The organism is Corynebacterium kozikiae (assembly GCF_024580965.1).
In the GTDB taxonomy this organism is placed as follows: domain Bacteria; phylum Actinomycetota; class Actinomycetes; order Mycobacteriales; family Mycobacteriaceae; genus Corynebacterium; species Corynebacterium kozikiae.
This window is the reverse complement of record NZ_JANIKJ010000008.1, coordinates 45,344-66,085: the sequence shown is the minus strand read 5'-3', so window position 1 is coordinate 66,085 and position 20,742 is coordinate 45,344. Positions and strand designations below refer to the sequence as shown.

The following is a 20,742-nucleotide window of genomic DNA, read 5'->3' as shown; positions in this document are numbered from 1 at the left end:
GAAGTGAGCAACACTGCGATACCGGAACAGCACCAATGCGCAGCAATGAAAAACGCCCCGCCGGTGTGAACGGGGGGCGGGGCGTCTGCGCGGCCACTCACAAACTGGAGCCGCTTCTCAAGCAAAAAGCTAAATCACTGAACTACTTGACCGTGTGGACAATCATCACGTCACAATCGGACTGGCGCGCCACGTCTGCAGGCACCGAGCCCAGGAGGCGGCCGGTCAGGGAGTTGATGCCGCGGTTGCCCACAACCAGCAGATCAGCGTGGTGCTCGTTCACGATCGCCATCAGAGCCTCTACAGGGGTGCCTGGGCGAACCTCGGTCTCCACCTTGGTGGCCCCGGCATTTGCTGCGTGCTCCGCTGCCTTATCCAGGTTCTCCTGGGCTGGGTCATTGCCCAAGACGGTGACGGAGTCTTGGCGCAGGGTCTTGGAAGCCTCTTCCTTGGACTCGTAGTAGGCGCAGCCAATCACCAGCTTGGCATCGAACGCCGCTGCAATGCGTGCTGCTCGCTCAACGGCAAGAAGGGAGGAAGGGGAACCATCGGTGCCTACCACGATGGTGCTGTAGTTACTCATTGAGAACCTTTCGCTGCGCTGGAAAATCCGTTGTATCTTCTCTGCGCGGAGCAATCCTGGGAAGGGCTCATCCCTACCCACACCGCGCGAACCCAACCCGTAGTTCTGGGTTGGGGTTGTGCAATCTCCGGAATCCTTTGGTTACCTCCGGTGGGAGATTCACGTTGTCTCACAGTGTAGCGAGTTCCACACCACCGCGTGGCCCTTCGCTCACCTGCAGGCTACATCCCGGCGTCTTTGAGACTGCGCAATTCCTTGCGCAGGTCTGCGATCTCGTCACGCAAACGTCCGGCGAGTTCGAACTTAAGCTCCCGCGCAGCCTCGCCCATCTGGGCGGTGAGGTCGTCGATTAGCTGCTGTACCTGCTCAGTGGGCATCTGGGAGACGTCGCGCTGGTCTTGCGCCACGGCGACGTCGGATGTGAGCGAGCCCCTATCTTCGCTGGACTGTGATTCTTGCACTTGATCCAAGATGTCGGCGATTTTCTTGCGCAGTGGCTGCGGGTCAATGCCGTGCTCGGTGTTATAGGCGATCTGCTTTTCGCGGCGGCGTTGGGTCTCCTCGATTGCGTACGCCATGGAGTCCGTGATCTTGTCCGCGTACATGATTACCTCGCCGGAGACGTTACGCGCGGCACGGCCGATGGTTTGGATGAGCGAACGGGTGGAACGCAGGAAGCCTTCTTTGTCCGCATCAAGGATTGCTACCAGGGAGACTTCGGGCAGGTCCAGGCCCTCGCGCAGCAGGTTGATGCCCACCAGCACGTCGTATTCACCGAGCCTGAGTTGGCGCAGCAGCTCCACTCGCTGCAGGGTATCAATGTCCGAGTGCAGATAGCGGACCTTTACCCCGTGTTCCAGCAGGTAGTCGGTGAGGTCTTCGGCCATCTTTTTGGTCAGGGTGGTCACCAGGACGCGTTCGTCCTTGGCGGTGCGTTTGCGGATTTCCTCAATGAGGTCGTCGATCTGCCCCTTGGTGGGCTTCACGGTGATCAGCGGATCTACGAGCCCCGTTGGGCGAATAACCTGCTCCACAAACTCGCCGCCAGCGGCGGCCATCTCGTAATCACCAGGGGTTGCGGAAAGGTAGACGGTCTGCCCCACGCGCTGCTCAAACTCCTCCCAGCGCAGCGGGCGGTTGTCCAGCGCTGAGGGGAGGCGGAAACCGAACTCCACGAGGTTGCGTTTACGGGACATATCGCCCTCAAACATGCCACCAATCTGCGGCACGGTGACGTGAGACTCGTCAATGATCGTGAGGAAGTCCTCTGGGAAGTAATCCAGCAGCGTGGCCGGCGCGGAGCCCGCAGGCCGCCCGTCCAGGTGGCGGGAATAGTTCTCAATGCCGGAGCAAAAACCCACTTGTTCGATCATTTCCAGGTCATACTCCGTGCGCATCCGCAGGCGCTGCGCCTCGAGCAGCTTCCCTCGGTTTTCCAGGTCCTCAAGGCGCTCGCCCAGCTCCTCCTTGATTGCCTCAACAGCCTTTTCCATCCGCTCCGGGCTGGCCACATAGTGGGTGGCTGGGAAGATCCGGACCGTGTCTACCTGGCGGATCACGTCACCGGTAAGCGGGTGAATGTAGTACAGCGCATCAATTTCATCGCCAAAGAACTCTACCCGCACGGCTACCTCTTCATAGGCGGGGATGATGTCCACCGTGTCACCCTTCACCCGGAAAGCGCCGCGGGTAAAGCCCACATCATTGCGGTCGTATTGGATATCCACAAGCAGGCGGAGGAAGCGGTCGCGCTCCACTTCCTCACCTACTTCCAAAACTACGGAACGATCCAGATAAGACTGCGGCGTGCCCAGGCCATAGATGCAGGAAACGGAGCTCACCACCACCACGTCGCGTCGGGAAAGCAGCGAGCTTGTAGCGCGGTGGCGCAGGCGCTCCACATCGTCGTTGATGGAGGAATCCTTTTCAATGTAGGTATCCGTCTGCGCGATGTAAGCCTCTGGCTGGTAGTAGTCGTAGTAGGACACAAAGTATTCCACCGCGTTGTTGGGCAGTAGTTGGCGCAGCTCGTTGGCCAATTGCGCCGCCAGCGTCTTGTTCGGAGCCATCACCAGCGTGGGGCGTTGCTGCTTCTCAATGAGCCACGCAGCTGTAGCCGACTTACCCGTACCCGTTGCGCCCAGCAGCACAATGTCTTGCTCACCGCGGTTCAAACGCTCATCCAATTCCGCGATTGCCGCAGGTTGATCACCCGCCGGTTGGTATTCGGAAATAACCTGAAAAGCGCCGTCCCTGCGTTCAATCTCCCCCACGGGACGAAACTCGGACACCGGAAGTTCTGGATACTCAGCAGCAAAAGCCATGCATTACAGGGTACGCGCTTTCGCAGGCAGACTGCACGCAGGATTTCCGACGCCCCCACGCGCCAACCCATCACCGCAGGCATTGGGCTCAACGTCTCCTCATCTCACCTGTAGATCAGCTCCCGTGGCCAAACACCTCGTTCCACAATGCTTCCACCTGCGACTCAAGATCCTCCACGCTGCCGTTGTTGTCAATCACCACGTCGGCGTGTTGGAGGCGTTCTTCGTCAGAAAGCTGCTGGGCAATGCGCGCTTTGGCGTCTTCCTCGCTGATTCCGCGGAATTGTCCGAGCCTGCGGATGCGTTCCTCCACATCCACTACAACCACAGCTACCTTGTCCACCAGTGCAATTGCGCCAGACTCGATCAGCAAAGGGTGATCCAGTACTACCGCGGGCACCTCTCGATCCGCTGCCGCGGCGGCATTATGCTTTCGGAGTTCTTCGCTGATGAGCTCGCCAATTGCGGGGTGCGTGATGGCGTTGAGTCTTGCGGTCTGTTCCGTTGAGGCAAAGGCCCGCTGCGCAAGAAGCGCCCGGTCAAGGCTGCCATCGGGCTGCAAAATGTCCTGACCAAACACCTCGGCCACCTTGGCCAGCACCGGGTGCCCTGGCTCCATCACCAACCGTGCCACCTGATCTGCATCCACTATCAAAGCGCCGCGTTGTGCAAGCGCCTTGGTCACAGTGGATTTTCCACTGCCAATGCCGCCGGTGATTCCAAGAACAGTCATGCAACCATTAAAGCGCAAAACCGCGGCACCTCGCCCATGTATGTGGGCGGCGATGCCGCGGCTCAGCAGCAGGTAATGCTTGACCTATGCGCGTGTTTCAATCACCACGGTGTCTGCGCCAACTGCTGGTGCTGGGCGTCCCTGCACCTCAGCGAACTTCGCGGTGTTGGTCACGAGCACTGGGGTGATCAGGTTGTAGCCCTTAGATTCAATGAACTTTGGATCAAAGCTGATCAGCTTGTCACCGGCGCTCACACGGTCCTTGCGGGCCACGTGAACGGTGAAGCCTTCGCCGCCGAGCTGGACGGTGTCAATACCAACGTGGACCAGCAGCTCCACGCCGCTGTCCAAGCGCAGACCTACAGCGTGGCCAGACTTTTGCACGGCGATCACGGTGGCGTCGGCAGGCGCAACAACCTCGGTGCCGCTTGGGATCACTGCAACGCCCTGGCCGAGCTTAGCAGTGGCAAAGATTGGGTCTGGGACCTCGCTGAGTGCAACCGCCTGACCCTCCAGTGGGCTGGTGATCTGGGTGACGGTGCCTGGCTCGAATGCGGTCTTGACTGGGGTGTCTGCAACTGCAGTTGCGGTAGCGGCGCCCGCGGTGGTGGCGGCAACAGGAGCTGCAGCGAAAGCGGAAGTGGTAGCTGGGGTGGCTTCTGGGATCACTGGGGATTCCTCAACCTCGCTCTGGCGTGCAAGCTGTGCCAGTGCGTCAGCCTTTTCCTCCTTGGAGCGGTAGTCCAGGAAGACCACCAAGAAGAAGGAGGTGAAGAATGCTGCGGCGATACCGATTGCGTAGCCACCCATTGGCTCCATCGCTGGGATGGTGAGCAAGGAGGTGAACACGAATGCGGAGGCCTTCACGTTGAACAGACCCATGATCACGCCGCCCACAAAACAGCCTGGCAAGAGGCGGAAGTAGGTCTTGCGGAAGCGCAGGAGTACGCCGTAGAGGGATGGCTCGGAAATACCACCGAGCAGGCCAGCCATCATGCCACCCATGGAGACCTGGCGCATCTGCCTGTTGCCCTCGCGCATGGACACCACCATCACGCCGGTGACCACACCGAAGCAGGCGAAGTTCCACGCACCCATTGGGCCCTGGATGAAGTCGTAGCCAAGCACGGCGAGGTTCTGCACCATGATGGCGTTGAGTGGCCAGTGCAGGCCGAGTGGCACGAGGAATGGGTACAGCAGCGGAATGATGATCGCCAGGATGAATGGCGAGAAGTCATTGACCGCGTAGAGGAAGTTGGAAATGCCGTTACCAATGCCGATGCCGAATGGGCCGAGCAGGAACGCAGTCAGCGGGATCATGATGAGCAGGGAGAAGAACGGCACGAACACCATCTGCACCGAGCCCGGGATGAGCTTCTTCAGGCCCTTTTCCACCCAGAACAGGCCGATCGCGGCGATCAGCGGTGGGAACACCTGTCCGCCGTAGTCATTGATCACCAGAGGCAAGCCGAACACATCAACGACGTCGCCAGCGGAGCCCATGGCCAGGAATTCCGGCGTGAGCAAGGCCGCAGGAATCGCCGCACCAACCCACTCGTTGGCCCCCAGCTTCTTCGCTGCGGTGGCGCCAATCATGATTGGCAGGAAGTAGAACACCGAGCGCCACATTGCGTGCAGCAACTGGTAGGTTGCTGGCTGCTCTTCCATTGGGGCGCGGAAGTCTTGCCAGCCGAAGGTATCGGCAAGCACCAGCATGGTGATGATCAGCGAGGCGCCGAGCAGCGCCCACAGGATCGGGCGGAACGTATCAGAAAGGAACTCAAAGCAGTAGTCCACCCAGGAATACTTGCCGCGTACGCCGCCGTATTCCTTCTTGCCTGCGGCCTTGGGCGCGTCGGATTCCGCACTTCCAGAAACACCTGGCAACGCAACGAGTTCCTGGTAGTAGTTGGCAACGTCGCCGCCCATGACCACCTGCATGCCGGTAGAACCCTGAGGAACTACGCCGAGAACTGCAGGGATTGCGTCGAGAGCTTGTTGATCTGCCTTGGATTGGTCATTGAGTTGGAAGCGTAGGCGGGTGGCGCAGTGCGTGAGAGACGCAATGTTTTCCGCTCCACCAATCTTTTCCAGGATTTCCTCAGACACATGCTTCACAGAAGCCATCCGAGAACCAGCCTTTCTTGTCTATGTGTGAGGAAGAACCGGCTCAAAAACCCCGGCGATCTCCCTATATGTATGGACTGCATAGGTGTTTGTTCGTGTGAGCTTGCGCCCTTTTGTTGGCTTTCTCTTTTGAACAAACAGAAAAGCAGAAACAGGTTTGAGTGTACGGGCACATTCGGGTGAATTCAATCGAACACGCCACTTCTGGATCCCAATGCAAAGTGAATCACATATTCCGATAGTGCTCGGCTTCAAAGCTTTAGGGCATGGGGTTTCAGGCAGCAAAAAGAGCTGGCCCGCAATGCGGAACCAGCCCTTTCTCAGGTGCTCACTGCTGTGAGAGTTTACTCACCACCGGCGAGCTTCTCGCGCAGAGCAGCAAGCTGCTCGTCGGAAGCCAGGGAACCACCCTCTGCCTCTGCGGAGTCTGCTGCCGGAGCTGCCTCAGCGGACTCGGAGGAGTAGTTGGTAGCCTCACCGGATGCTGCTGCTTCTTCAGCGGCAGCGCGGGAGCGCTCGATCTGAGCGGTGTGGAGGTTGAAGCGACGCTCGGACTCTGCGTAGCGTGCCTCCCACTCCTGACGCTGAGCGTCGAAGCCCTCGAGCCATTCGTTGGTCTCTGGGTCGAAGCCCTCAGGGAAGATGTAGTTGCCCTGCTCGTCGTAGGAGTCGGCCATGCCGTACTTGGATGGGTCGAACTCTTCGGTGTAGTCCTCATCAGCCTGCTTCAGGGACAGGGAGATGCGGCGACGCTCGAGATCGATGTCGATGACCTTGACCATGGCCTCGTCACCAACGGTGACAACCTGGTCTGGAACCTCCACGTGGCGCTGAGCCAGCTCGGAGATGTGAACGAGGCCCTCGATACCCTCTTCAACGCGAACGAACGCACCGAATGGGACGAGCTTGGTGACCTTGCCTGGCACGATCTGGCCCACAGCGTGGGTGCGTGCGAACACGCGCCATGGATCCTCTTGGGTTGCCTTCAGGGACAGGGAGACGCGCTCGCGGTCCAGATCAACGTCGAGAACCTCAACGGTGACCTCGTCACCAACGGTGACAACCTCGGTTGGGTGATCGATGTGCTTCCAGGAAAGCTCGGAGACGTGCACGAGGCCGTCTACGCCGCCCAGGTCCACGAATGCACCGAAGTTAACGATGGAGGACACAACGCCCTTGCGGACCTGGCCCTTCTGAAGCTGGTGCAGGAACTCAGAGCGAACCTCGGACTGAGTCTGCTCGAGCCATGCACGGCGGGAAAGCACCACGTTGTTGCGCTGCTTGTCCAGCTCGATGATCTTGGCCTCGAGCTGCTGCCCGATGTATGGGTCGAGGTCGCGAACGCGACGCATCTCCACGAGGGAAGCTGGCAGGAAGCCACGCAGGCCGATGTCCAGGATCAGGCCGCCCTTGACGACCTCGATGACGGTACCGGTAACGGCCTCGTCCTTCTCCTTGAGGTCCTCGATTGCACCCCATGCACGCTCGTACTGTGCGCGCTTCTTGGACAGAATCAGGCGACCTTCCTTGTCCTCCTTGGTGAGAACAAGTGCGTCAATCTGGTCGCCGACCTCGACAACCTCGTCTGGATCGACGTCATGCTTGATGGAAAGCTCGCGGGATGGGATAACACCCTCGGTCTTGTATCCGATGTCGAGCAGAACCTCATCGTGGTCAACCTTGACCACGGTGCCCTCCACGATGTCACCATCGTTGAAGTACTTGATGGTGGCATCGACAGCAGCGAGGAAATCCTCAGCGGAGCCAATATCGTTGATGGCTACCTGAGGCACGTTGTTGGTTGGCATTAAATGCTCCGAAATGCGTAGGAATAGTTGATGGACAATTTGCTTGAGATGCCTCCACAAACCTGGCAATGGCGCGCAAAAGCACAGCTCATTGGCGGATTTGGTTCATTTACCCAGGGGCTTGGCCCGTCCTACAGCTAGGCCAGACCCCGCGCAAAAACGGCACGCCTTGCAAACTCTACGCCCTTTCCGCAGCGTAATCAAGGTATCAGTGCGGGCGTGTTGCGGATTTTTCACCACGCAACGCTGGCGCTGCCCTACCGACGCCACCGCCTCAGCCTCCTGCCTTTCTTCACACCGCGCCGAGGCAGCGGACTAGGCGGACTAGGCGGACTAGGCTGAGCCCTTATGAGCGCCGAGCAGCAATCAACTGCACAACCTTCTCCCCCATCACCACCCACATCACCGAGTGAGCAGCCGCCTACCGCTGTGCCCAGTGGCTTCCCCGCTGGTGCCAGCGTGGGCCGTGAGGACCATCGTGGGCGGCTAGCAGCGCAAGCCAACCAGAACTGGTGGGATTCGGATGCCGCGCGGTACGTGAGCGAACACGCGCACTACCTGGATGGATTCTACTGGTGCCCGGAGATGCTCAGCGAAAAGGACGCTCGCCTGCTTGGCAACGCCGCCGGGAAACGCATCCTAGAGGTGGGCTGCGGCCAGGCGGCTTGCAGCGCTTGGCTGGCCAATGAGTTGGCGGGTACCGGAGCCACTGTGGTTGGCTTTGACATTTCCCGCGGCATGCTCGGCTACGCCCCACCGAGTGAGGCGGTGTTGTTACAAGCCGATGCGCAGGCGTTGCCGTTTCGGGACAACGCCTTTGACATCGCCTTTTCTGCGTTTGGCGCATTGCCTTTTGTCCCGGATGTGCAGGCTGTAATGGCAGATATTCACCGGGTCTTGGTGCCGGGCGGCCGGTGGGTGTTCTCCGTGACACACCCTATGCGCTGGGTGTTTCCCGACGACCCCACCGCTCTCACCGCAAGCTATTCCTACTTTGATACCGAGTACGTGGAAACCAGCGAGTCCGGAGAGATTCTGTATGCCGAGTATCACCGCACGTTCGGAGAGTGGATCAGGACAATCCGCGATTCCGGGTTCGAATTGATGAATGTCCTGGAACCCACTTGGCCGAATGACCTGACAGAGACCTGGGGCCAGTGGTCCCCGCAGCGTGGTGCCCTGTTCCCCGGTACGGCGATTTTTTGCTGCCAGGCCTAGTGAGCCGCTTCGTCCCAGTTCACTCCGGCACCCGCGGACACCTCCAGCGGAACATCAAGGCTGATGGCTTGATCCATTTCGCGTTCCAGGATTTCCTGGGTCCGCTCGAGCTCACCAGGGGCAACTTCAACCACGAGTTCGTCGTGAACTTGCAGCAGCACCCTGGACTGCAGCTTGGCCTCGGTGAATGCTTGGTCCACCCGAATCATGGCCACCTTAATTATGTCTGCAGCGGTCCCCTGAATCGGCGCGTTGAGTGCTGCCCGCTCGGCGTTTTCGCGAGCTACGCGGTTGTCAGAGTTGAGTTCCGGCAGGTACCTGCGGCGCCCGAAGAGGGTTTGGGTGTATCCGTCCTTGCGGGCTTGTTCTACTACTTCATCGAGGTAGCGTTTCACTCCGCCGAATCGCTCAAAGTAGTTTTCCATGATCTGCTTGGCTTCACCTGCTGGGATTCCCAGTTGTTGGGAGAGGCCAAACGCGGAGAGGCCATACACAAGCCCGTAGCTCATGGCCTTTACTCGGCGGCGTAATTCCGGCGTCACTTGGTCCACCGGTACGTCAAAGACTTTGGATCCAACGTAGTTGTGCAGGTCTTCACCTTCCCGATATGCCTCCACCAAGCCTTGATCGGCGGAAAGGTGCGCCATGACGCGCATTTCAATCTGCGAGTAGTCCGCGGTGAGCAGCGTTTCGTAGCCTTGACCCACTTCAAATGCGGAACGAATCTTGCGGCCCGCTTCCGTTCGCACGGGGATGTTTTGCAGGTTCGGGTCAGTGGAGCTCAAGCGCCCGGTAGATGCAACCGTCTGGTTGAAGGTGGTGTGGATTCGGCCGTCGGGACCGATTGCCTTCAAAAGGCCTTCCAGGGTGGTTTTCATCTTTTGGTACTCGCGGTGAGCGAGCAAATGATCCAAGAAAGGATGGGGGTGCTTTTCCGCAAGCACCTCGATTTCCTTGGCGGCGGTGGAATAACCGGTCTTAGTTTTCTTGGTTTTGGGCAGCGCGAGCGTGTCAAAGAGCACGGTCTGGAGCTGCTTGGGGCTAGACAGGTTGAGGCTTTCATCCCCCACCAGTGCCCGCGCTTCAGCTTCCGCCTGTGCGACCTGCGCCTTAAACGTTTCGAGCTGCTCCTCAAGCGTTGCCGCATTCACCTGAATGCCCACGTGTTCCATGCGAGCGAGGATCCCCACGAGCGGCAATTCCAAATCCTGGTACAGCGCAAAGGAGTCAATCGCCTGCAACTGTTCCGTCAGCGCTTCCGCAAGGTCCATGACCGCGGCGGCTTCGTCGATCATTGCCGCGAGCTCATCCGCGCCCAGCCCTGCACCCTCGTGCCCAGCAATGTCGAGCAAACTCAACTGCTCTGCTTTTTCCCCAGAACCGCTGGTATCCCCTGCTTGCGCGGCTCCCTGACCTGGAAGTGGGCGCTGCAGGTGACGCTGGTAGACGTCCTTAAGCTCGTAGGTGCGTTGCCCGGGGCGAAGCAAGTACGCGGCAATCGAGGTATCTTGCGCGAGCCCACCCAACGCAAATCCCCTGCCCAGAAGCATATGGATCGTGGGCTTTGCATGGTGGAAGAACTTTGGAGCGGCACTTGCAAGCCACTGCGCGAGCGCCTGCTCCTCCTCCGGAGTGATCTCCCCCAGATCCACGGCCTTTGCGTGGCGTTCGGAATCCAGCAGCGCCACCGCTTGCGCGTCGCCCTGAGCAGGCGTTCCGACGCCCCGCACAACCACAGCAACCCCGTTCTCACCGCGGCCCGCTAGCCACTTGTCCAAGGGCTCTGAATCCACCGTGATCTGGACTTCAGCCTGGATTTCCACCGGCGTTTCGGCTTGTGCCCCCACGGCCGCGATGACGCGTTCGCGCAGGTTCACACCAAATTCCAGGCGGTCAAATTGCTCTGTCACACCCTGCAGGTCCGCAGGGCGCAGCTCGAGTTGATCAGGGGAATAGGGCAGCTCCAGGTCTTTGATCATCTCTGTGAGCTTGCGGTTCATCCGCACCTGTTCAATGCGCTCACGAAGGGAAATGCCAACCTTGCCCTTGATTTCCTCCGCATGCTCAAGCAGGGCCTCCAAGGTTCCATATTGGACAATCCACTTGGTGGCGGTCTTCTCCCCCACGCCAGGGACGCTTGGGAGGTTATCGGATGGGTCGCCACGCAGCGCTGCAAATTCGGGGTACTGCGCTGGGGTAAGGCCGTATTTTTCTTCCACTGCTTCCGGGGTGAAGCGGTGCAAGACAGATACTCCGCGCATCGGGTAGAGCACGGTGGTGGAATCATTGACCAACTGGAAAGAATCGCGGTCTCCGGTGACGATCAACGTTTCAAAGCCGAGCGGTTTTGCTTGGGTGGCCAGGGTTGCGATGATGTCATCGGCCTCGAAGTTTTCTTTTTCCAAGGTCACAATGCCCAATTGCTCGAGCACTTCCTTGATTAAGCCAACCTGGCCCTTAAACTCGGGCGGAGTTGCCTCACGTTGGGCCTTATAGTCAGGGAACATTTCCGAGCGGAAGGTTTGCCGCCCCACGTCAAACGCCACCGCAACATGGCTTGGCTGCTCATCTACCAGCAACGTTGCGAGCATTGATAGGAATCCATACACCGCATTGGTGGACTGGCCACCCGAGGTAGAAAAGTTTTCTGCCGGCAGAGCGAAGAACGCGCGGAAGGCCATGGAGTGGCCGTCGATGAGCATGAGACGATTGCTATTGGAAGTGCTGTTGGAAGTCACGCGCACCAGTGTAGCTGTCGGCCCGAACGTTGATTGAACGGGTTTGGGAGGACTTTAGGGCCGTCCGGTGTTACGCTGCTGGCGCAATACGCTCCGTGCGCGCTGGCGCGTTGGTCGATAGGACGCGTTGGTCGATAGATAAAAGTCGATAGGACCCGATTTTCCCCAAAACCCGGGGTCCTATGGACCAACGCCACGGGCTATCGACTTTCGGCTATCGACCAACGCCCAAAACAACACCCGAACCTGGCCCCCTCGCATCTAGCGGAGCTAGCCAGCCCGAGTATGCCGCGAGAGATAGTGCGCAACCTCAGCCAAGCGCACCGTTCCCAAGGAGCCAGACACCACTCGCATCGCAGGTGAGCGCAGGATTAGGAAACCAGGAATACCTTGCGCTAGACTTTGCGCCAGCGCCCCTGTAGCCCAATTGGCAGAGGCAACGGATTCAAAACCCGTCCAGTGTGAGTTCGAGTCTCACCAGGGGCACATTTTCAACCCCTTCTACTTGCAAACATGCAGGTGGGAGGGGTTTTGTTTTTCAAGAAACCGTAGCACCGAGACCAGAACAATCAAGCAGGTCGTGCAATTGTCGTGGAATAGCCGCCGCGGAACTTTAACCAGCATGCCCGCCAATAAAGCGTCCAAGACAATAGCTGGCCCAACACCCGCCACCTATCCGGGTTCCCCCAAGCTCATGGAGTACACTGCACCTTTGAGTTTTCTGGCGCCGCACTCGGGCGCCCCGTCGGAATTGGCTGCAATACACGGCGTACACAACGCAGGCGCCAATTCCCTAAGCAGAAGTTTGGACTTTATGACTGCAACCTCCCCAACCTCCCCAACCTCCGCTGCACCAAAGCAGCACAAAAACCCACTGATGAACCTGCTATACGTCGTGTTCGGCGGCCTAATTGGCTTGGCTGAGCTGGTTCCGGGTGTGTCCGGCGGCACCGTCGCTTTGGTGGTAGGTATCTACGAGCGTGCTATCCACAACGGCAACGCACTGCTTCGCACGGTGAAGTTCGCGCTCACCGACCGTTCCAAGGTGAAAAAGGCTGCAGGCCACGTCGAATGGCTCTTCCTCGCCTGCGTGGGCGTTGGCATGGTATTGACCGTGTTCACCTTCTCCTCCGTGATGCACTCATTTGTGGAGAACAGCCCGGAAACTGCCCGCGCGCTCTTCCTCGGCATGGTGGCTATTTCCATCTTGGTACCGCTGCGCATGATTGACCCGGCGGACTTCCAGAAGCACAAGGTTATGGCAATTCTGCTATTCATTGGGTTTGCACTGCTCACCTTCTTTGGCACTGGCTTTACCTCTGCAGAAAAGACGGACCCTTCGCTCGTTGTCATCTACTTCGCCGCTGCCATCGCCGTCTGTGCGCTGGTGCTGCCAGGCGTTTCTGGCTCCTTCCTGCTCCTCGCCCTGGGTCTCTACGCCCCCATCATGCAGGCGGTTTCTGAGCGTAACGTGCCGGTAATTATTGTGTTCGTGCTTGGTGCTGCAACCGGTATCGCACTGTTCATCAAAGTGTTGGATCACATGATGACCAAGCACCGTACCCTTACCCTGGCAACGATGGCGGGCCTCATGCTCGGTTCCCTGCGCGCACTGTGGCCGTGGCAAGACGGGAACGCAAACCTGCTTTCCCCAGGTGACAACCTCGGCTGGATCATCATGATCGTGCTTCTCGGTGCTGCAATCGTCGGTGTCGTGATGCTCGCAGAGGCACTGACCAAGAAGCGCAACCACAGCGAGGCAGCCGCCCCAGCAAACCACACGCTGCAGGATTAAGGCGGCACACAGTCCCCTCACCCACGTCCCCCAAAACACCGGCCTGCTTCTGAAGCAGGCCGGTGCTCTGCATAGGCAGATCCGGCCCCACAGCCTGTCGGTTACTCAATGCTCTTGAGCAGCTTGTATGGTACTTAGCATGAGATTTGCACAAAAGGCGTGCTCTGCGCTGCTCGCGGCCACGCTGGCGGTGGGTTTGTCCGCATGCGTCACCAATGAAGAGCAGGGCCATCCGGATGGTTGGGTGGAAATCTCGCCGGCGGCTGTGCCGGAGATCGCGGCAATGGTCCCTGAGTCGATTGCTCAGCGTGGAGTGATCAGCGGCGGCACCAACCCTCCGTTTGCGCCATTCGAGTTCAAGAGCTCAGACGGCGCGATCATTGGCGCCGAGATGGATCTCGCCCGCGCGTTGGCGTCGGTAATGGGACTGGAGTTTACACCCCTGGAGCAGGACTTTTCCTTGATCCTTCCCGCGCTTTCCGGCGGCACCGTTGATATGGGTGTGTCCGGTTTTACGGACAACGAGGAACGCCGGAAGAACTACGACTTCATCAACACCCTCTACGCGGGCATCCAGTGGGGGCAGCGCGTAGAGGATCCTCCTGTGAGCCGGGAGGATGCGTGTGGCCTTACTGTCGCGGTGCAGCGCACCACGGTGTCTGAAACTGACGACGTCCGCCCACTCAGCCAAGAGTGCATAGATCAGGGCAAGGAACCAATCGAGGTCCTCTCCTACGAAACCTCGGACCAAGCAGCCACGGCCCTCGTGCTCGGCCGCGCCGATGCTTTCTCCGCGGACTCCCCGGTCCTCGGCTATGCCATTGAGCGTGCCGACGGCAAGCTCACCACCACCGGCGAAATTTTTGATGCCGCACCGTATGGGATTGCGGTTCCCAAGGACTCCCCGCTCGGCCCTGCCCTTGCGGCTGCGATGCAGCACCTTATTGAGACCGGTGACTATGCCCGCATCATGGACCAATGGGGCATCACTGAGGGGCTACTGGATCAAGCGCTCATCAATGAAGTCCCCTACAACCAGCGTTAAGCGCAACCGCAAAGACCACACCATAAAGGATTCAACATGACACAACCCAAGCCAATCGAGGCGAAGCCCCTGCGCCACCCAGGCAGGGTGCTTTCCGCGGCGATTATCCTCGCGCTGTCTGCGTGGTTCGTGATTTCTGCTGCAACTAACGAGGCCTATGGCTGGGATACCTACCGCCAATACCTCTTTGACACCCGCATCGCTACCGCCGCCATGCACACTCTGGCCTTGACTGTCCTGGCAATGGTGATTGGTGTGGTGCTTGGGTGCGTCGTTTCTGTGATGCGCATGTCCCCCAACCCCGTGCTGCGCAGTGTTTCCTGGGTCTACCTGTGGGTATTCCGCGGTACCCCGGTGTATGTGCAGTTGGTGTTCTGGGGCCTGCTCGGCTCCATTTATCAGACCATCAACGTGGGCTTCGCGGAGTTTTCTGTTGAGGACCTGCTTTCCAACATGTTCTTCCTGGCCGTGATCGGTTTGGGCCTCAACGAAGCCGCGTACATGGCTGAGATCGTGCGCTCCGGCATCCAGGCGGTGCCAGAGGGACAAACGGAGGCCTCAAAGGCACTGGGCATGAGCTGGTGGATGACCATGCGCCGCACAGTGTTGCCGCAGGCCATGCGTATTATTGTGCCGCCTACCGGTAACGAGTTCATCTCCATGTTGAAGACCACCTCCCTTGTTGTGGCGATTCCCTACACCGCCGAGCTCTATGGCCGTTCTATGGACATTGCCGCCGCGCTCTTTGACCCCGTACCGCTGTTGTTGGTGGCGGCAACGTGGTACTTGGCAATTACTTCCCTGCTTATGGTTGGTCAGCACTACCTGGAAAAATACTTTGAAAAAGGTGCCACTAGGGAGCTCACGGCCCGCCAGCTCGCGGCATTGGCTGACGCTGAGGGAGCTTTGCCGAAAAACGTCCAGGTTGTCCCGGAACCTCCTCGCCCAGGAAAGGATGCGTAACGCACCATGAGCAATCATTTGATGATTGACGCCCAGCAAGTCTGCAAGAGTTTTGGCCAACTTGAGGTTCTCAAAGGCATCGACCTCCAGGTGCCAAAGGGCAGCGTCACCTGCTTGATTGGCCCTTCCGGTTCCGGCAAATCCACCCTGCTGCGCTGCGTCAACCACTTGGAGAAGGTCACTGCTGGTCGCTTGTACGTGGACGGCGAGCTGATCGGCTATCGTGAGCGCGACGGCGTCCTCTATGAAATCTCGGAGAAGGAAGCCTCCCGCCAGCGCTCGGACATTGGCATGGTGTTCCAAAACTTCAACCTCTTCCCACACCGCACTGCCTTGGAAAACATTATTGAGGCGCCGGTGCATGTGAAGAAGGTCCCGGAGGCGCAGGCGCGCGCACGAGCCGAGCAGCTCCTTGCCCAGGTGGGGCTCGCGCACAAGGCGGAGGCGTACCCGGCGCAGCTTTCCGGCGGTCAGCAACAGCGCGTGGCAATCGCGCGTGCGGTTGCTATGGATCCCAAGCTCATGCTTTTCGACGAGCCGACCTCCGCACTTGACCCAGAACTCGTCTCTGAGGTGCTGCGCGTGATGCGTGAACTCGCCCAGGAAGGCATGACCATGCTGGTGGTCACCCACGAAATCGGCTTCGCCCGAGAGGTAGCAGACAAAGTGGTGTTCATGGACGGCGGCGTGGTAGTTGAGGAAGGCACCCCGGCGCAAGTGATTGATAATCCGCGCCACGAGCGCACCAAGGCGTTCCTTTCCAGCTTGCTGTAGCACGTTCGTTCCCGCTGCGAGGGTGGGGCACACACCGCCCCTCCAAGCGCGCAGCAGTTAGAAAATCCCGAGAATCCCGCGCACTGTAACGGTGGCGCCACCAGCAAAGGCACAAGCCAGTGCGGCTTTGCGAGCGGACTCTCGGGATATTTTTGTGGCCAGTTTGCCGCCGAGTGCAATCCCGATCATCATTGCTGCAATCCCTGCGGCCCACACCCAAGCGCTGGTGTTTGCTACCCCGCCAGAGCCGCCGAGCAGCTTAGCGCAGAATGAAACCAGACCGGCAACCACAAAGATGGGCTGTAAGGTGGCCGCGAAGCTGCGCTGTTCCCAACCGCTTGCTTGGGCGTAGACCGTGATCGCTGGCCCCGCCACTCCAGCGAGCGTGTTCATAAACCCGCCCACGGTTCCAGCTGCAAGCATCGGAATGGTTCCACGAATGGCGGGCAGGTGCCGTGCCCCAAACACCACCCCACCGAGGGCGATGAGCAAAAGCGCCCCCACGATTAACTGCAGCCACGCCCCCGGCATGTGATTGATTAGCAGTACCGCCGGGAGAGCGCCGAGCCAGAGCACCGAGGCTATTGCGCCAAATGCCTTCCAATCAACGTAGTGTTTCACCGTGAACGTGGTGAGCACGGCGTTGATGGTGGCCAACAGATTTACCACCATCACACCCTCAACAGGGCCCATGAGCATTGCTAATACGGGTGCGGCGAGCAGACCCAGGCCCATGCCGGATACCCTTTGCATGCAGGATCCAACGGCAACAGCACAGAACACCACGAGGATTTCCAGCATCGTCACGCCTCCTGCCGCTAACTGGTCAACCCAGGCAGCCCAGTCCACCACCCCAACTATCCAGCTTGTTCAGCCTGTTTCTTCGCGAGCATCCGGTTCACTGAATCCGGCACCATCCCGGTCACGTCTCCGCCGTACTTCACCACTTCTTTCCACAGTGTGGAGGAAAGGTAGCCAAAGCGCGGGTCAGTGAGCAAGAAGATGGTGTCAATGCCGGAAAGGCGGTTGTTCATTTGCGCCATTGGCAGCTCGTATTCGTAGTCCAAGGACGAGCGCAGGCCCTTCACAATCGCATCAATGCTATGCGCGGTGGTGTAATCCACCAACAAACCGTGCCAATTGTCCACCTTGACGTTACTTAGGTGAGCGGTCGCCTCGGTGATCATCTGTACTCGCTCGTCCAGGGTAAACATGCCGGTGTGCTTGTTTGGATTGGCGGTAACCAACACCGTCACCTCATCATATTGCGCGGCTGCACGTTCAAAAATGTTCAGGTGCCCCATGGTCACTGGGTCAAAGGACCCCGGGCAGATTGCGCGTTTCATCCCTCTTCACCTTCTTCAACACCATCGCTACCCTGGACGCCGGAGTTTTGGGCATCCCACAAATCCTTGTGGAATACGGCCATGTCCATCCGTGCGATACCGAAGGTGCGCTTCTTGAGCTTCTGGGTTGTGGGTACCAGGCATTCGGGCCACGCTGTTTCGGCGCTGTCTCGGTGGCGTTCGATGACCACGGCGGCGCCGTCGGCAAGCGTTGGCAGCAGCGCCCGCACCATTTCTGCTACCGCCTCATCCGCGAGTTCATAAGGTGGGTCCGCAAGCACCATGTCAAAGTATTCTTTGGGCGCGGTTGCCAGGTAGGTGGAGGCCTTCATCTCCTCGATTCGCACGTCGGGGTGGCCAACTACCTGCGCGTTGTGCCGGATCACCGCCACTGCTTTGGGGTTGTTTTCCACCAGCACCACGGTTGCAGCCCCGCGGCTCGCGGCCTCAAGCCCCAGCGCACCCGACCCTGCGAAGAGGTCCAAGACGCGGAAATCCTGGAACCCAAAGCGTACAGCGAGCGAAGAAAACAGGCCCTCTTTCGCCCGATCCGAGGTAGGCCTGGTGCCGTGTTCGGGCACCTTTAGTTTGCGGCCGCGGGCTTCACCAGAAATCACACGAGTTTGCCCCATGGTTTAGACCTCCCTGAGTGTGATCAGAGCGTCGCCGCCGATCACGTCCGAAAAATCGGCCACATGCAGCTCGTCCACCACCCCCGGTCCTGGCGCCAGCAGCGGGGCTTCAAGCTTAATTGCCTCTACAGATGCGAGCTCCTGGCCGGTCTCAACCCTGTCTCCGGCGGCAACTTTGTAGTGCACAATGCCTGCAAAAGGGGCGCAAATTTTCATGGGTCTACCTTAGCGCAAGCAGCGCGTGCGAGGGCACGCCCCACCCATTACCGACGCCGCCAGCACGCCCACCCATCACCGCCGCACGCGGGAAGCTGCGCAGGGACTTGTCGCGAGGTTTTGTCGCTAGGATTTATCCAAGTACTCCTGCAGATGCAGCTCGATGCCCTCCACCAGCGCAGCGGCGAGCCCCGGGTCCTGCGAGGCAAGCCGATCCGCATCCTGGTGCGCTCGCTCCACCAGCTCCCGATCTTGGGTGAGCTTGAGGAAGCGCGTGGTACGAGCAACCCCAGATTGGCTGACACCCAAGACGTTGCCCTCTTGGCGCACACTGAGGTCCAATTCCGCGAGGGCAAAGCCATCATTCGTCTCCGCCACCGCCTGCAAGCGGCTAAAGCTCGGCTCCTCCACGCTGCGATCGGTGTAAAGAAAGCACAGTGAAGCATTGCCGCCGCGGCCCACGCGCCCTCGGAGCTGGTGGAGCTGGGAGATGCCAAACTGTTCGGGTTCGGTAATGATCATCACTGTGGCGTTCGGGACGTCAATGCCCACCTCAATCACGGTGGTGGAAACCAGCACGTCAATCATGCCGGCTGCGAACTGGGCCATGATGGCGTCTTTGTCCTCTGGATGCATGCCGCCGTGCAACATCGCCACCTTGAGGCCTTTGAGCTCACCGTGTTGAAGCTGGAGCTTGGTCTCCTCCACCCCTCCTTCGCCCTGGATCCTGGGGCAGACCACATAGGCTTGGCGGCCTTGCTGGATTTCCTCGCGGGTGCGTTCCCACATGCGCTGCACCCACTTGGTATTCCCCGCTTGGATCACATGAGTTTGGATCGGTTTCCTGCCGCCCGGCAGTTCGCTGAGGATGGAAACGGTGAGGTCGCCAAAAGCCGTGATGGCAATGGTGCGTGGAATCGGGGTGGCCGTCATCACCAACAGGTGCGGGGTCAGCCCATTGGGCCCCATGTTGCGCAGGTGGTCACGCTGTTCCACACCGAAGCGGTGTTGCTCATCCACCACGCAGAAACCCAGGCGGAAAAACTCCACTCCCTCTTGCAACAGCGCATGAGTGCCCACCACAATGTGCGCTTCACCGGACACAATATCCAACAGCGCTTGACGCTTTGCAACCACAGGCAAACTCCCGGTGAGAACCGTGACCTTTGCCTGCACCCCCGCCTGGTCCAGCAGAGCGCGGATGCTATGGCCATGCTGCTGGGCCAGCACCTCAGTGGGTGCAAGCAGTGCGCATTGGTATCCGGCATCCACCGCCTGCAACATAGCAAGCACACTCACCACGGTCTTACCGGAACCAACTTCACCTTGCAGCAGACGCTGCATGGGGTGCTCACAACTCAGGTCAGCGGTAATCTCCGCTAACACCCTCTGCTGACCTGCAGTGAGGGCATACGGCAAGGCAGCGGCGAGCTTCCCATACCTCGACTCCCCACCCGCCGACTCCACGCCCGACGAAGCCCCATCTGCCGCTCCTGCCGCAACCGCCAAGATGGGCGCCGAGCGGGTTTGCGCCTGGGCACGTCGTAACGCCATGACCAAGTTCAGGGTGAGGGCCTCGTTGTATTTCAGCCGCTGCACCGCATGGAACGCGCCGGGTTCCTGAGCGAGGTGGAGCTGGCGCACGGCGGTATCAAAATCGGGCAGGCCTTGCGGGATGTGCGTGCCGATCGGGTCTGGCAAGGTGTCGGTATTTTGGAGCACCTGGTAGATGGCCGCGAATATCCGCCAGGAGGGCATGCCCTTTTTCGCCGGGTACACGGGAATGTAGGGCAAGTTGGCCAGGACGTTCGCGAGTTCCTCGCTGGGCAGCTCGTTTGCCATGTGAGAAAGGCCAGAGGAGCCTTTTGCCCGTGTCACCTTACCGGTAGATTCATCAACGCTGGGAAACACCAGGTAGTCGGGGTGTTGGAGTTGCACTTGCCGGCCAAAGAGTTTCACCTTGCCGGTGAACATTCCCCTTGAACCTTGCGGCAACATGGAGGGAATCCAATGCGCATTGAAGAAGGTGGCGCTGAACTGCGCCGATCCATCAAAAATGGTGACCTCGTAGAGCTTCATCGGACGCCCCGATTGCTTTCCATGGCGCGCGGTCACAGTGCGCTGGTTCGTGTGTACCACCTCCCCGATGATGGTGATCACCTCCCCCTCCGTGATCATCCCGGCGGCGTGGACCTGGCCTTGGGCAACGTAGGCCCGCGGCGCGTGCATAAGCAACTCGCCCACGGTGGTGTACCCGAACTCCTTGGCAAAGGCCTTCGCCTCTTTTTCGGGCAGCACCTCACGCAACGGCGTGGCGTTTTCCCAGGGACCTGCGGGCGGCGGAGGTGGCGTCAGCTTGCTCCGGGCTCCTTTTACGGAGGGTGTCTTGGGCGTCTTGCCTGTTTGGGCGAGTTTTCCGCGAGTGCTGCTCATGGTAAAA

The 20,742-nt window shown here is 59.5% G+C and carries 16 protein-coding genes and 1 tRNA gene; 6 read left to right on the top strand and 11 right to left on the bottom strand.

The window, feature by feature from the left end:
• Nucleotides 1-142: 142 nt before the first annotated feature.
• The 5 genes from NQ018_RS06730 to rpsA form a co-directional block, all read right to left on the bottom strand.
• The gene (locus tag NQ018_RS06730) at nucleotides 143-583 is read right to left on the bottom strand and encodes a universal stress protein (protein WP_257038309.1); all 441 of its coding nucleotides are present in this window, start codon (nucleotides 581-583) and stop codon (nucleotides 143-145) included.
• A 221-nt stretch (nucleotides 584-804) separates the two neighbouring features.
• Complete coding sequence (gene uvrB / locus NQ018_RS06725; RefSeq protein ID WP_257059820.1) at nucleotides 805-2,907, bottom strand: excinuclease ABC subunit UvrB; 2,103 nt, start codon at nucleotides 2,905-2,907, stop codon at nucleotides 805-807.
• A 115-nt stretch (nucleotides 2,908-3,022) separates the two neighbouring features.
• Entirely contained in the window at nucleotides 3,023-3,640 is a 618-nt protein-coding gene (coaE, locus tag NQ018_RS06720) for a dephospho-CoA kinase (protein WP_257059818.1), read from the bottom strand.
• 84 nt (nucleotides 3,641-3,724) lie between these two features.
• Nucleotides 3,725-5,767 (bottom strand): glucose PTS transporter subunit IIA, encoded by a 2,043-nt coding sequence (locus NQ018_RS06715; RefSeq protein WP_257059816.1) that lies wholly within the window; start codon nucleotides 5,765-5,767, stop codon nucleotides 3,725-3,727.
• 344 nt (nucleotides 5,768-6,111) lie between these two features.
• Entirely contained in the window at nucleotides 6,112-7,575 is a 1,464-nt protein-coding gene (gene rpsA, locus NQ018_RS06710) for a 30S ribosomal protein S1 (RefSeq protein WP_257059813.1), read from the bottom strand.
• A 348-nt stretch (nucleotides 7,576-7,923) separates the two neighbouring features.
• Between rpsA and NQ018_RS06705 the strand changes: the two genes are divergently transcribed.
• Nucleotides 7,924-8,793, top strand: coding sequence for a class I SAM-dependent methyltransferase (locus tag NQ018_RS06705; RefSeq protein ID WP_257059811.1), 870 nt, complete (start codon nucleotides 7,924-7,926; stop codon nucleotides 8,791-8,793).
• Here NQ018_RS06705 and polA read toward each other — a convergent pair.
• Nucleotides 8,790-11,495: a DNA polymerase I gene (polA, locus tag NQ018_RS06700; RefSeq protein WP_257059865.1), complete on the bottom strand. Its 2,706-nt coding sequence runs from the start codon at nucleotides 11,493-11,495 to the stop codon at nucleotides 8,790-8,792. The genes NQ018_RS06705 and polA overlap by 4 nt on opposite strands.
• 448 nt (nucleotides 11,496-11,943) lie before the next feature.
• Between polA and NQ018_RS06695 the strand changes: the two genes are divergently transcribed.
• From NQ018_RS06695 to NQ018_RS06675, 5 genes are all read left to right on the top strand, one after another.
• A tRNA-Leu gene (locus tag NQ018_RS06695) sits at nucleotides 11,944-12,017 on the top strand.
• Nucleotides 12,018-12,408: 391 nt separating this feature from the next.
• Nucleotides 12,409-13,326: a DUF368 domain-containing protein gene (locus NQ018_RS06690; protein WP_257059863.1), complete on the top strand. Its 918-nt coding sequence runs from the start codon at nucleotides 12,409-12,411 to the stop codon at nucleotides 13,324-13,326.
• A 139-nt stretch (nucleotides 13,327-13,465) separates the two neighbouring features.
• Nucleotides 13,466-14,371 (top strand): ABC transporter substrate-binding protein, encoded by a 906-nt coding sequence (locus tag NQ018_RS06685; protein ID WP_257059809.1) that lies wholly within the window; start codon nucleotides 13,466-13,468, stop codon nucleotides 14,369-14,371.
• Nucleotides 14,372-14,407: 36 nt separating this feature from the next.
• On the top strand, nucleotides 14,408-15,334 hold the full coding sequence (locus NQ018_RS06680) for an amino acid ABC transporter permease (protein WP_257059806.1): 927 nt from the start codon (nucleotides 14,408-14,410) through the stop codon (nucleotides 15,332-15,334).
• A gap of 6 nt (nucleotides 15,335-15,340) precedes the next feature.
• Nucleotides 15,341-16,108: an amino acid ABC transporter ATP-binding protein gene (locus tag NQ018_RS06675; RefSeq protein WP_306428966.1), complete on the top strand. Its 768-nt coding sequence runs from the start codon at nucleotides 15,341-15,343 to the stop codon at nucleotides 16,106-16,108.
• Nucleotides 16,109-16,165: 57 nt separating this feature from the next.
• Here NQ018_RS06675 and NQ018_RS06670 read toward each other — a convergent pair whose 3' ends face one another.
• From NQ018_RS06670 to NQ018_RS06650, 5 genes are all read right to left on the bottom strand, one after another.
• Complete coding sequence (locus NQ018_RS06670; RefSeq protein WP_257059858.1) at nucleotides 16,166-16,909, bottom strand: sulfite exporter TauE/SafE family protein; 744 nt, start codon at nucleotides 16,907-16,909, stop codon at nucleotides 16,166-16,168.
• 56 nt (nucleotides 16,910-16,965) lie between these two features.
• Nucleotides 16,966-17,454 carry a pantetheine-phosphate adenylyltransferase gene (gene coaD, locus NQ018_RS06665; RefSeq protein WP_257059804.1) on the bottom strand — a complete coding sequence of 163 codons (489 nt, stop codon included), beginning with the start codon at nucleotides 17,452-17,454 and terminating at the stop codon, nucleotides 16,966-16,968.
• Nucleotides 17,451-18,086, bottom strand: coding sequence for a 16S rRNA (guanine(966)-N(2))-methyltransferase RsmD (gene rsmD / locus NQ018_RS06660; protein ID WP_257059801.1), 636 nt, complete (start codon nucleotides 18,084-18,086; stop codon nucleotides 17,451-17,453). Before rsmD ends, coaD begins: the two co-directional genes overlap by 4 nt.
• A 3-nt stretch (nucleotides 18,087-18,089) precedes the next feature.
• A complete protein-coding gene (locus NQ018_RS06655) occupies nucleotides 18,090-18,302 on the bottom strand; it encodes an acyl-CoA carboxylase biotin carboxyl carrier protein subunit (RefSeq protein ID WP_257059798.1) in 213 nt (70 codons plus the stop codon).
• 126 nt (nucleotides 18,303-18,428) lie between these two features.
• Nucleotides 18,429-20,735, bottom strand: coding sequence for an ATP-dependent DNA helicase RecG (locus tag NQ018_RS06650; protein WP_257059795.1), 2,307 nt, complete (start codon nucleotides 20,733-20,735; stop codon nucleotides 18,429-18,431).
• Nucleotides 20,736-20,742 lie beyond the last annotated feature (7 nt).

Bases quoted from the DNA above. Each gene is read 5' to 3' on its own strand.
- NQ018_RS06730 (WP_257038309.1), bottom strand. From the start codon at position 583: ATGAGTAACTACAGCACCATCGTGGTAGGCACCGATGGTTCCCCTTCC.
- uvrB (WP_257059820.1), bottom strand. From the start codon at position 2,907: ATGGCTTTTGCTGCTGAGTATCCAGAACTTCCGGTGTCCGAGTTTCGT.
- coaE (WP_257059818.1), bottom strand. From the start codon at position 3,640: ATGACTGTTCTTGGAATCACCGGCGGCATTGGCAGTGGAAAATCCACT.
- NQ018_RS06715 (WP_257059816.1), bottom strand. From the start codon at position 5,767: ATGGCTTCTGTGAAGCATGTGTCTGAGGAAATCCTGGAAAAGATTGGT.
- rpsA (WP_257059813.1), bottom strand. From the start codon at position 7,575: ATGCCAACCAACAACGTGCCTCAGGTAGCCATCAACGATATTGGCTCC.
- NQ018_RS06705 (WP_257059811.1), top strand. From the start codon at position 7,924: ATGAGCGCCGAGCAGCAATCAACTGCACAACCTTCTCCCCCATCACCA.
- polA (WP_257059865.1), bottom strand. From the start codon at position 11,495: ATGCTCATCGACGGCCACTCCATGGCCTTCCGCGCGTTCTTCGCTCTG.
- NQ018_RS06690 (WP_257059863.1), top strand. From the start codon at position 12,409: ATGAACCTGCTATACGTCGTGTTCGGCGGCCTAATTGGCTTGGCTGAG.
- NQ018_RS06685 (WP_257059809.1), top strand. From the start codon at position 13,466: ATGAGATTTGCACAAAAGGCGTGCTCTGCGCTGCTCGCGGCCACGCTG.
- NQ018_RS06680 (WP_257059806.1), top strand. From the start codon at position 14,408: ATGACACAACCCAAGCCAATCGAGGCGAAGCCCCTGCGCCACCCAGGC.
- NQ018_RS06675 (WP_306428966.1), top strand. From the start codon at position 15,341: ATGAGCAATCATTTGATGATTGACGCCCAGCAAGTCTGCAAGAGTTTT.
- NQ018_RS06670 (WP_257059858.1), bottom strand. From the start codon at position 16,909: ATGCTGGAAATCCTCGTGGTGTTCTGTGCTGTTGCCGTTGGATCCTGC.
- coaD (WP_257059804.1), bottom strand. From the start codon at position 17,454: ATGAAACGCGCAATCTGCCCGGGGTCCTTTGACCCAGTGACCATGGGG.
- rsmD (WP_257059801.1), bottom strand. From the start codon at position 18,086: ATGGGGCAAACTCGTGTGATTTCTGGTGAAGCCCGCGGCCGCAAACTA.
- NQ018_RS06655 (WP_257059798.1), bottom strand. From the start codon at position 18,302: ATGAAAATTTGCGCCCCTTTTGCAGGCATTGTGCACTACAAAGTTGCC.
- NQ018_RS06650 (WP_257059795.1), bottom strand. From the start codon at position 20,735: ATGAGCAGCACTCGCGGAAAACTCGCCCAAACAGGCAAGACGCCCAAG.